The sequence below is a fragment of the Anaerosporobacter sp. genome, assembly GCF_031551385.1.
GTDB lineage: Bacteria > Bacillota > Clostridia > Lachnospirales > Lachnospiraceae > Anaerosporobacter.
In genome coordinates this window covers 1-10,590 of sequence record NZ_JAVBNS010000206.1, presented here as the reverse complement: position 1 = coordinate 10,590, position 10,590 = coordinate 1, and the positions used below count along the sequence as shown (strand labels likewise).

Sequence of the window (10,590 nt, the reverse complement as noted above, 5' to 3'; positions counted from 1 at the left end):
CGTGTTAAAGCAACGGATGAAAAGTTTGCTTCTTTGCCATTAACAGTAACGGTAGCAAAGAGAGCTGTAGCACCATCAGCGGTATATACAGCAGCATCGGATGCGATTACTGGTGTATCCACTGCGATGGAATACAGTTTAGATGGAGGTTTAACTTGGATTTCATCTACTACAACAACGATTCCAAGAAGTGTGTTTGGTAATGAAACAGCATTAGTAAAGGTTCGAGTAAAAGCAACTGCAACTGCGGCAAAATCAGAAGTGAAAGACATTACTGTTACTGATGGTCCAGCGCAAGCACCAACAGGTTTTCAAGTAGATATAAAGAATGAAAAAGTAACAGGTGTATCCAATCTGATGGAATACAGCACGAATGGAACGAGCTGGAAAGCAATCACAGGAGATACGATGGATATCAGTGCGATTATTCCAGCAGCAACAGCAACAGCAGATTTAACGTTAAAAATCAGAGTGAAGGCAACAAGCACAATTCCAGCATCTCAGATAGCAGAGATAGTGATTCCACGCCGTATTGCAACACCACTAGCAACAAATGTTAAGTTTGAAGGAACGAGTGAAACGATTCTTCTTTCCGATACGATGGAATACCGTATAGGTACTACTGGAGACTACACATCGGTAGAAGAAGGAAAAACTAGCTTAGATGTAACGGTAGATAGTGTAGCAAAAACTTATCAAATCCGTGTCAAAGCAACAGCTGAAAAGTTTGCATCTTTGCCACTAGCAGTAACTGTAGCAAAGAGAGCCGCGGCACCATCAGCGGTATATACAGCAGCATCGGATGCGATTACAGGAGTATCCACAGCGATGGAATATAGTTTAGATGGTGGTTCAACTTGGATTTCATCTACTACAACAACGATTCCAAGAAGTGTGTTTGGTAATGAAACAGCATTAGTAAAGGTTCGAGTAAAAGCAACCGCAACTGCGGCAAAATCAGAAGTGAAAGACATTACTGTTCCCGATGGTCCAGCGCAAGCACCAACAGGTTTCCAAGTAGATATAAAGAATGAAAAAGTAACAGGTGTATCCAATCTGATGGAATACAGCACCAATGGTACGAGCTGGAAAGCAATCACAGGAGATACGTTGGATATCAGTGCGATTATTCCAGCAGCAACAGCCGTTTTAGATTTAACGTTAAAAATCAGAGTAAAGGCAACCACAACTATTCCGGCATCTCAGATAGCAGAGGTAGTGATTCCACGCCGTATTGCAACGCCACTAGCAGCGAATGTAAAGTTTGAAGGAACGAGTGAAACAATTCTTCTTTCTGATACGATGGAGTACCGTTTGGGTACTACAGGAGATTACATATCTGTAGAAGAGGGAAAAACTTGCTTAGATGTAACTGTAGATAATGTAGCAAAAAGTTATCAGATCCGTGTTAAAGCAACGGATGAACAGTTTGCTTCTTTGCCATTAACTGTAACTGTAGCCAAGAGAGCAACGGCACCATCAGTGGTATACACAGCAGTATCGGATTCGATTACAGGCGTATCCACTGCGATGGAATACAGTTTAGATGGAGGTTTAACTTGGATTTCAGCTACTGAGAAAATAATCCCAAGAAGTGTACTTGGTAATGAAGCAATAGTAGTAAAGATTAGAATAAAAGCAACGGTAACCGCAGCGAAATCTGAAGTGAAAGACATTATTGTTCCAGAGGGGCTGATTCAGGCACCAGCTAGCTTCTCTGATGAAACATATGAAGATGATTCGTCTATATCATTTGATGAACAACAGTTTGTTGTGACTGGTGATGAAATAAGCGATTTATAGAGTTGATTCGCAAAAGCTTAAGTAAGTATAGTGCTTTGTAAAACACTAGAATATTCTAGACATAAACGCACAAGTGCTGTTTGGCAATAGATCCAAACACATTTGTGCGTTTTTTGCAATGGCATGAATATCAAAATCAATACCTGTCTCCGACTGATAGTCAAGTAACATACTCCATATTTCTTTCAGATTGTTGATTTTTTCTTTAATCGTCATTGTTGGTTGTTTTTTAGTACCCACAAACGTTCCCTTAAAATTAAAAGACCCAACGTGGTCCGATTGAAAACATTCGCAAATCGGTAAGGCTACGGCTTGAAATTATTGGCGATTTATTCTGTTGTTTTATGGGAATTATTTTACAACAGAATCAAAAACTATGATATAATGGTAGTAGAAGAGACGGATGTTATGAAAGCTGGTGAAATTGCGGAATGGAGTATCGCGAGCTGAAGCTGGTAATTACATGCGGTGATTTGGTGGAACAATATGAAAATGTTTCATTAGACAAGGACTCCGCAGATTATATTGAAAAGCGTTTGACAAAATCTGCTTTAGTGGATATCATGTCAACCGAACAAATGGTCAAAGCATCCGACAGCCAGTGGCTGGTTAAGCAGCTGAATCTTAGCAAGTTTTCGGGAGGATCTGATGGCACTACTGACAAGAAGAATATGTCCGCTCAGATATCGAGCGTGGCGTACATAAAGGGGAGGACGGACAAATGATGCCAATTCGTAATTTTAAATTCACACTGGAAATCGAAGGGGTAATAATCGGTTTCAGTGATGTATCCGGATATGATGCAAAAGTAAAGGAAATCCAATACCGGGAAGGGGACAGCAAAGTAAACATGGTACAAAAACTGCCAGGGTTGTTAGAGTACGGGCAGATTACCTTAAAAAGAGGTGCGGATAATAATCGAGTCCTTTTAAAATGGATTGAGGAAGCCGGAAATGGGAATCCGAATCCCAAGACGGTAACGCTGACAGCCCTATCAGATCAGGGAAAAGCGGTAGCCATTTGGAAAGTGATTAATGCCTGGCCGGTAAACTATAGTATTTCCGAATTTAAAGGAACGGGAAATGAAGTTGCCATGGAAACACTTGTTTTGACTCACGAAGGAATGACAAGGGATCTTTGATACAGAAAGGAATGACAAACGATGTTTCGGACAGAATATGAATTTGAGTTGCCCAGAGGGTATGTGGATAGTAAGGGAAACCTGCATAAGAAGGGCATCATGCGGCTGGCGACAGCAGCAGATGAGATACTACCGTTAAGCGATCCAAGAGTGCTCCAAAACCCCTCGTATCTGACGGTTATTATTTTAACCCGCGTAATCGTAAAGCTTGGCTCTCTGCTAAGTATAGACACCAGTATGATTGAGCATTTATACACTGCAGACTTGAACTATTTGCAGGATTTTTACCAGCGTATCAATCAGGAGGATATTCCAGCGTATTCCATGACATGTCCACACTGTGGGGAAAAAATAGAGATACCGATTGATTTTTTTTCACGGGAGCAATAAAGCCGCATCCAAACGGCTTCTTAGAAGCTATAAAAGAAAACCGATGGTTCTGACTGCAATCAGTCTACATCATCGGTTTGTTTTATACGAGTTGGAGAGTGAATAGTGACATTTATTTCTTTAAAAGACCTATAAAAATAAAATACATAATAAAGATGATGTAGAGACGGGAAAAAAGATAAATATTTTATTGTCTGTATAATGGGGTTAAAACCCTCGCCTTCAGGCGAAACCTTTAGGTCAACCCCAAATCTTCAAGTTTAGAATAAAGAAAAAAAGAGATACTAAACTTGAGGTGAAAAGAATGGAAAACTATAGAAAGTCAGCACATTGTACGTATGATATAAAATATCATATAGTGTGGATTACAAAATATCGTAAACCAGCAATTACAGGTCAGATTGCCCTAAGGACTAGTGAACTAATTCGAGGAATATGTCAGGCAAATGAAGTGGAAATTTTAGCAGGGCATGTAGAAAGTGATCATATCCATTTGCTAGTATCGGTACCACCACATCTTTCAGTAAGTAAGTTGGTACAATATATTAAAGGGAATACGTCAAGAAAACTGCAAATGGAGTATGAGGAATTGAATAAGCAGTTTTGGGGGCAATATCAGAATGAAAATATTTTTATTAAGTACGAACCCAATAATAAGAAGCCTCAGTCGACATTAAGTATTAAGTGCATATATTTCATTATTAACAGCAGCAACGAAGTATCCTTCGTTTAATATTCCATTTATGAATTTTAAAGATAATAAAGAAAACTAGTCAAGTTAAAGTGAAAAAGCTTTTTTGAAAAAAATTATTTATGTAAATTTGCACATACAATAAGTTTTAGCATAAAATATCAGTACAGTGGAATAATAATGGTTAGAATCGTAAATTAATAAATTATAAGTTGACGATTCTCTTGTATCGTGGTATATTATATATAGGAAATACTCATAGAACGTGAGTATAAAGAAAGTTCGATAGAAGATTTGGTCGTAGAACGCGACCAAGTAAAATAAAAGAAAAGTTCACTGAGAAGACAACTCCTGGGAACAGGAGTTGTTTTTATGTTAGGAGAGAATATGACAAAAAAGAAGAGATTTTTATTTTTGTCAGAAGAATTTTATTTAGCATATCCGCCAGAAGATTATCCCAAAATGGAACAAAAGCATAATAGACCTTATATTCAGGTTTATGTTGAGATTGAAGGAATTCAATACGCTATTCCATTAAGATCGGACATACATCATCCACATGTATTATGGACAGATAAGAAAAATCATTGCAGTATTTTGAAGCAGAGCTTGGAATATAATGCATTACATAATGCTGTGACGTATATTGTAATAAAGTATCCTATTCTGATATCGGTGTAACAAGCCAATATCAGAATAGGAGGAGGTCTTTGAAATCGCCTGTCATATTTGTATTATCTCAGTTGTTCGTAGTTTTCATCGTTTATGAATCATTAATAACTTACCTCACAAAATGACTTCAAAAAGTTTCTTATCCTCAACGGTTATCCATTCAGAGGATTTTTCTTTGTTTTTATTAAAATTAAAAACCAGCAAATACCCGGAATCTAATCCCTGAATTTGAAGATATCTTGCTAATTGCTCTCTACCTTTCTCGTGATATTTCTCACCATTCCAGAGTTTAAGTTCGATAATGTATTTATGGTTATTGTATATAACAACGACATCTAGACGCTTGTTCTCTCTTGTCTGTGTCTCTACAAAGTAAAAACCCTTGCCATTTAGTATAGGTTTTAAGTAGGCAAGAATGACTAGTCTGCCGTTCTAATTTTTGAATATTCCAAACATAACTCCTGTTTCAAAAGAAAATGGGTGATAACTGATGTATCTTCCAGAAAGAAGTAATTCGCTTGCTATTGTTTTAATTTCAGCATTGTTTTCAATATTCTTAATCACATCTTCGAATAAAGTAGTCTTTTTGCTCAGTATAGATTTAACCGCCATATAAATACGTTCTTCTGTCCAAACAGCACCCAACTTCTCATCTACAGTTTTACAGATATCACTTACCAAATAAGGATATCCAATTGTAAATATATGAATTTGTTCCGCAATAGACTGATTCCAATACAACCAAGATATATTTCTCTTGCCTTACCTAATGATATAATGTACACTTTTCTTAAAGTCAGGAAAATAAAATTGCTTATTGAATTGTCCAAATACTTGTGAGGAGTGTGGAAGACATAATATATAATATTGTTCAAACTATTTAGTATATTAGGAAGGATGATTATATGATAATAAAGAACATTGAGATTAAAAATTTTAAGGGAATAAAAGAACTTCAACTTAAACTTGACGAAAAATTTAATCTTATAGTTGGCAATAACGGTACCGGAAAAACATCTACATTAGAGGCACTTACTGTAGCTTTAGGAGCCTATCTATCTGGAATTGATGGAATCAATGCAACTCACTTTACCAAAGATGAAATTAGAATGGAAAAAGAGTTATTAGGAGAAGGTTCATCTAATATTAACTATATGACACCTGTGTCTGTATCTTGTGATTTAACCTTAGCGAACACTGAATTTTCTTTCGTAAGGCGTAAGGTGAGTGTAAATAGTTCTCGTTCAACTATAGAACCAAGAGATATTTGTAGAAAGGCAAGCGAATTAATTAGTAACTCTGATTCAATCCTTCCAATTATTAGCTATCAAAGTTTTTCTAGAATTGCTAACCAAAAAAGAGATAAATGGAGCAATCCTTTCAAAGACGATTTTTCTAGAAGTGTCGCATATACAGATTGTTTAGAAGACGCATCAAATACAAAGATGCTAGTAAATTGGTGTAAAAAAATGGAAGAGGTATCTTGGCAATTAGAAAAGAAAATTGCTGAATATGAAGCAGTTAAAACTGCAGTATCAAAGTTTATGTCAATTATGCTTGATACTGATAATATACGAGTTTATTATGATAAGCGAACAGATGAACTCATGTATTCAACAGAAAAAGAAACTCTACCAATCCGAATTCTTAGCTCCGGCTTTAGAACGCTTATTGGAATGATATATGATATTTCTTATAGAATGGCTATTTTAAATCCCAATTTACGTAATGATGCAATAGATAAAACTCCTGGAGTAGTTATGATTGACGAACTTGATATGCATTTACACCCTAAATGGCAATGGAAAATTGTCGAAGCTCTAAAAACAACATTTCCAAAGGTACAATTCATTACTACAACACATTCGCCAATAATAATATCATCATGTAAAAATGATAATATTATTTTAATAGAAAATGCTTATAATAATAATCTTGAAATTGAATATCAGAAGACGAAAAAGGGCTGGCAAATAAATGATGTTCTAGAGCAAATTATGGAGACTACAAATCGTGATCCGGAAACGGAAGGAAAATTAAGCCGTATTTCATTTTTAGCCAAAAAGAAACTGGACCAATCAATGACTTCATCTGATTATGAAGAATACAACTCTTTAATTAGAGAAATAAAATCATTATTACCAGAAAATGATATTGCGATCGAAGAGGCAGCGCTCCTATCAATTCATGAACTAATAGGAGAATAGTTATGAGAAACGTTATTAGAACTACTATTCCAAGTAGTTTATCCACTAATGAAGCCATATGGACTAGTGATTTACTATCCGAAATTAAGCGTGCGGGTTCTTTTTCTAAAGTTGACAATTCATATAAGGATAAATATAGACAAGATGATATTAAAGACTCTTTAGCTAAAATGTATAATAATCATTGTTGTTATTGTGAATCAATTATTGGAAAAGAATATGCAACTTATGGTCGTATAGAACATTTAAAACCCAAATCAATATTTCCTATGAATTGTTTTGACTGGAATAACTTACATTGGGCTTGTGAAGTATGTAATACATCATATAAAAAAGACAACTGGGATAATTCCAATCCTATATTAGATCCGTGTAATGATAGTATTTCAGACCATCTTTATTTAGATACGTCCACGGGAGAATACAAATCGAAGCATTCCAGTCTAAGAGGCATAACTACAATTAATCATGCAGGTTTAAACAGAGATGGTTTAGTAAAAGCTCGGCGTTCAAAATTAATTGAACTTGCAACTCACTATAGTAAATATAAAAAGACTGGAGACGAAAAAACTTTTATATCTTTATACGACAAATTAAAAGAGGATTTAGACTATCCAAGTGTCTATGAAGATTTTATAGATGCTGTTACATAATTTGATATATCCAAACATTTGGATATATTGGAACTGCCAAAATTGCCAAGCGAAACAGATAATAGCAGTTTATGGAATTGGTTAAGGTTTTTGAAAGCCGACAAGGAGGAGGAATTAGCCATGTTAGCACAAAAAAGTCCCGAAATTTACAAAGCAGTTGGAGTATTGAAAGAGTTAAGTCAAGATGAAAGAACAAAGTTACTTTATGAAGCACGGGAAAAGGCTATGCGTGATGAACAAGCAAGATTACAAGGGGCAATAGAGAAAACAAAAGTTGAATTTGTTAAAAGCTTATTGAAAGATAATGTCCCTCTTGACAAAATAGCTCAGTACACAAATCTGTCAATTGAAGACATCAGTATTATTGCAGATGGAAAAGAATAAGTAAGCCAAAACTGCCTAACGGATCGATATGGTTGGGCAGTTTTTTCTGATAAGGCTTATTCTGTGTTATCAAGCTCATGGCCTTTCAGTATGATGACAATGAGCAGAATCTATTGAGGATATCTCAATGAATAATTAACAATAGGCTTTAAGTAGGCAAAATAAAAGAGCTTCTTGACTCAAGCATTTGTAAACTAAAAAATATTTTGACTATCAAAATATTTTGGTTGAAATTGTGAATCATATGAGTTATAATTTACCTTGCAGTTAAACAGGTGTTTGAAATTACTACAAAGTGGAAATAGTAAAGTGGTAATGATAAAATATGAATTCTAATAGTAAGATAAGTGAGGTGCATTTTTTTGGAAGAACAAAAATCATCAATATTCCCAGCAGGAATTACAGGACTAAAGAATAAAATCACGGAGAGTATGCCATTCAAGAAAGAGAAAGAATCGGAGTACGCAGATAAATATAAACTACAAAAACAGCATGATAAAGGTAAATTACACGCGATAGAACGTATCACAATGATTCTTGATAAGGATACATTTAAAGAGATTGGTTCAAGAGTAACGAACCATACAAGTGCGTTAGGGTTACGTGAAGATACATTACCTTATGATGGTGTTATTACAGGATATGGTTTAATTAAAGGTCAGAAAGTGTACATATATTCACAGGACTTCACCGTTATGGGTGGTACACTTGGTATTGAACATGGAAAGAAAATTGCGCATGTGATTGAATTAGCAATTAAGAGTAAATGTCCAGTAATCGGAATGAACGATTCAGGTGGAGCAAGAATTCAAGAAGGTGTTAATTCATTAGCAGGCTATGGAGAAATCTTCTACATGAATACATTAGCTTCAGGCTACATTCCACAGATTTCAATTATTGCAGGACCATGTGCTGGTGGAGCAGTATACTCACCAGGAATTACAGATTTCATCTTTACAATTGATGAAGTAAGTAATATGTTTGTAACTGGACCAAAAGTTATTAAGAGCGTAACGAATGAAACAGTTACAGCAGACGAATTAGGAAGTGCAAGAGCGCATTCTACAACAAGTGGAGTTGCTCATTTTAGATATGAATCAGAAGAAAAATGTTATGAAGGCGTACGCAATCTTGTAGATATGCTTCCACAATATTATGGAGACAAGCGTACATTCAAGCAAGAGAGTTATGTTAATAAAGCTCAAAAAGCAATAGATTCCATTATGCCTGAACGTATGACACAAGGATATGATATGCGTCATGTGATTGCAGAAATGTTTGATAAAGATAGCTTCATGGAAGTGCAAGCAGAATTTGCACAAAACATCGTTGTAGGTTTTGCAAAGTTAAGTGGCGTTACAGTTGGTGTTGTTGGTAGCCAACCTAATTACGTAGCAGGTGTTCTTGATTGTGATGCAAGTGATAAAGGTGCTAGATTTATACGTTTCTGTGACTGCTACAACATTCCGCTTATCACATTGGTTGACGTACCAGGATTCATGCCAGGTTTAAACCAAGAGATGAAGGGAATTATTAGACATGGAGCGAAACTTCTATATGCATATTCAGAAGCAACAACAATCAAGTTGACAGTTGTACTTCGTAAAGCATATGGTGGTGCTTATATTGCTATGTGTAGTAAACATCTTCGTGCAGACTTTGTATATGCATGGCCATCAGCAGAAATCGCTGTTATGGGTGCAGAAGGAGCTGTTGAGATTATTCATAGCAAGGAACTTAGAAACTTACCAAAAGGTCAAGTTGGTGAATTCATCAATCAAAAGGCGAATGAATATCGCGAGTCATGTATGAATGGTGAAATCGCAGCGAAATATGGTTATGTTGATGAAGTAATCGATCCAACTGAGACAAGAGAGAGATTATATTCCGATTTAATGATGTTACGTGGTAAGAGTGAATTGACGGTAGTTCGTAAGAAGCATGGGAATATTCCGCTGTAAGAGATGGATAGTGGGATTGTAGGATAGGATACTAGAATAATATAGATTGAGACGCACAAGTGTGGTTTGGTGATAGAGGCAAACACATTTGTGCGTTTTTTGGACCCACAATCAATTCTCATTAAAATTAAAAATCAAATGTGGTCAGCATCGCTGATGTTGAGACGTATATTGGGTTGTGATATCTGTTTGAGAAGAATATAAATAAAAGAGGAGCCAAAGCATATGCTTTGACTCCTCCAAGTATGCATCCTCGAACACATACCCCAATTGATATATATAATATACAACATTATCGAAAAATATGCAAGTCTTAAATATAATTTTTTAGCAGTGTGAGCCGTGATGTTAAGTCTGGATGTATTGTAATATTAGAAATTAGAGTGCCAACGGATGTCAAGTATTCATCATTGGATTTTTCGAATTCTCTTATAAAGGCTTTGATTTCTGTTTTAGAAACACCAAACAGTTTTAAAAAATAGCATGTTAGTATAAGATAATCTCCTAATGTTTTAAAGTTAACGTATGGTAATCCGATTTCTAATTTTAAGCATTGTTTCATCGGAGTAGATGGGTCCATTTTTCTATATCTAGTATCATATATAATGTCATTATGAGCAATTGCATTTCGTAAATCTTTTAATGCATAGACATATTTATATATGAGCTCTCTGTTTGTATCGCTAGA

General features: G+C 35.5%; 13 protein-coding genes and 1 pseudogene. 10 read left to right on the top strand and 4 right to left on the bottom strand.

The genetic code is table 11. From position 1 onward, the window contains the following. The coding region (locus RMR19_RS16070) for a hypothetical protein (protein WP_310604516.1) at window positions 1-1,803 on the top strand (1,803 nt) is incomplete at its 5' end. 45 nt (window positions 1,804-1,848) lie between these two features. On the opposite strand, the gene RMR19_RS16065 is transcribed toward RMR19_RS16070, so the two are convergent. Beyond that, window positions 1,849-2,043, bottom strand: coding sequence for a hypothetical protein (locus RMR19_RS16065; protein ID WP_310604515.1), 195 nt, complete (start codon window positions 2,041-2,043; stop codon window positions 1,849-1,851). Between the two features lie 191 nt (window positions 2,044-2,234). Here RMR19_RS16065 and RMR19_RS16060 point away from each other — a divergent pair, with 191 nt between their 5' ends. The 5 genes from RMR19_RS16060 (at window position 2,235) to RMR19_RS16040 (ending at window position 4,706) form a co-directional block, all read left to right on the top strand. After that, a complete protein-coding gene (locus RMR19_RS16060; RefSeq protein ID WP_310604514.1) occupies window positions 2,235-2,528 on the top strand; it encodes a hypothetical protein in 294 nt (97 codons plus the stop codon). Next, window positions 2,525-2,944 (top strand): phage tail protein, encoded by a 420-nt coding sequence (locus tag RMR19_RS16055; protein WP_310604513.1) that lies wholly within the window; start codon window positions 2,525-2,527, stop codon window positions 2,942-2,944. The genes RMR19_RS16060 and RMR19_RS16055 overlap by 4 nt, the downstream gene beginning before the upstream one ends. Window positions 2,945-2,965: 21 nt before the next feature. Further along, window positions 2,966-3,334 (top strand): phage tail assembly protein, encoded by a 369-nt coding sequence (locus RMR19_RS16050; RefSeq protein ID WP_310604512.1) that lies wholly within the window; start codon window positions 2,966-2,968, stop codon window positions 3,332-3,334. A gap of 304 nt (window positions 3,335-3,638) precedes the next feature. Next, window positions 3,639-4,067, top strand: coding sequence for an IS200/IS605 family transposase (tnpA, locus tag RMR19_RS16045; protein WP_310604511.1), 429 nt, complete (start codon window positions 3,639-3,641; stop codon window positions 4,065-4,067). A gap of 330 nt (window positions 4,068-4,397) precedes the next feature. Beyond that, window positions 4,398-4,706, top strand: a complete 309-nt coding sequence (locus RMR19_RS16040) for a hypothetical protein (protein WP_310604510.1) — start codon at window positions 4,398-4,400, stop codon at window positions 4,704-4,706. A gap of 105 nt (window positions 4,707-4,811) precedes the next feature. Here the strand turns inward: RMR19_RS16040 and RMR19_RS22180 are convergent, their stop codons facing one another. Together RMR19_RS22180 and RMR19_RS16035 are read right to left on the bottom strand one after the other, a co-directional pair. After that, on the bottom strand, window positions 4,812-5,093 hold the full coding sequence (locus RMR19_RS22180) for a GxxExxY protein (protein ID WP_442871547.1): 282 nt from the start codon (window positions 5,091-5,093) through the stop codon (window positions 4,812-4,814). Window positions 5,094-5,129: 36 nt separating this feature from the next. Next, the gene (locus tag RMR19_RS16035) at window positions 5,130-5,438 is read right to left on the bottom strand and encodes a hypothetical protein (RefSeq protein WP_310604509.1); all 309 of its coding nucleotides are present in this window, start codon (window positions 5,436-5,438) and stop codon (window positions 5,130-5,132) included. Between the two features lie 164 nt (window positions 5,439-5,602). On the opposite strand from RMR19_RS16035, the gene RMR19_RS16030 reads away from it, so the two are divergent. From RMR19_RS16030 to RMR19_RS16015, 4 genes are all read left to right on the top strand, one after another. Then, a complete protein-coding gene (locus tag RMR19_RS16030) occupies window positions 5,603-6,904 on the top strand; it encodes an AAA family ATPase (RefSeq protein WP_310604508.1) in 1,302 nt (433 codons plus the stop codon). 2 nt (window positions 6,905-6,906) lie between these two features. Beyond that, window positions 6,907-7,557 (top strand): hypothetical protein, encoded by a 651-nt coding sequence (locus tag RMR19_RS16025; RefSeq protein ID WP_310604507.1) that lies wholly within the window; start codon window positions 6,907-6,909, stop codon window positions 7,555-7,557. Between the two features lie 18 nt (window positions 7,558-7,575). Beyond that, window positions 7,576-7,941, top strand: a complete 366-nt coding sequence (locus tag RMR19_RS16020; protein ID WP_310604506.1) for a PD-(D/E)XK nuclease family transposase — start codon at window positions 7,576-7,578, stop codon at window positions 7,939-7,941. A 362-nt stretch (window positions 7,942-8,303) separates the two neighbouring features. Next, a complete protein-coding gene (locus RMR19_RS16015) occupies window positions 8,304-9,902 on the top strand; it encodes an acyl-CoA carboxylase subunit beta (protein WP_310604505.1) in 1,599 nt (532 codons plus the stop codon). A gap of 313 nt (window positions 9,903-10,215) precedes the next feature. Here RMR19_RS16015 and RMR19_RS16010 read toward each other — a convergent pair. Further along, window positions 10,216-10,590 (bottom strand): annotated as a pseudogene (locus RMR19_RS16010) (Abi family protein); the annotation flags it as partial.

Bases quoted from the DNA above. Each gene is read 5' to 3' on its own strand.
- RMR19_RS16060 (WP_310604514.1), top strand. From the start codon at position 2,235: ATGGAGTATCGCGAGCTGAAGCTGGTAATTACATGCGGTGATTTGGTG.
- RMR19_RS16025 (WP_310604507.1), top strand. From the start codon at position 6,907: ATGAGAAACGTTATTAGAACTACTATTCCAAGTAGTTTATCCACTAAT.
- RMR19_RS16050 (WP_310604512.1), top strand. From the start codon at position 2,966: ATGTTTCGGACAGAATATGAATTTGAGTTGCCCAGAGGGTATGTGGAT.
- tnpA (WP_310604511.1), top strand. From the start codon at position 3,639: ATGGAAAACTATAGAAAGTCAGCACATTGTACGTATGATATAAAATAT.
- RMR19_RS16055 (WP_310604513.1), top strand. From the start codon at position 2,525: ATGATGCCAATTCGTAATTTTAAATTCACACTGGAAATCGAAGGGGTA.
- RMR19_RS16030 (WP_310604508.1), top strand. From the start codon at position 5,603: ATGATAATAAAGAACATTGAGATTAAAAATTTTAAGGGAATAAAAGAA.
- RMR19_RS16040 (WP_310604510.1), top strand. From the start codon at position 4,398: ATGTTAGGAGAGAATATGACAAAAAAGAAGAGATTTTTATTTTTGTCA.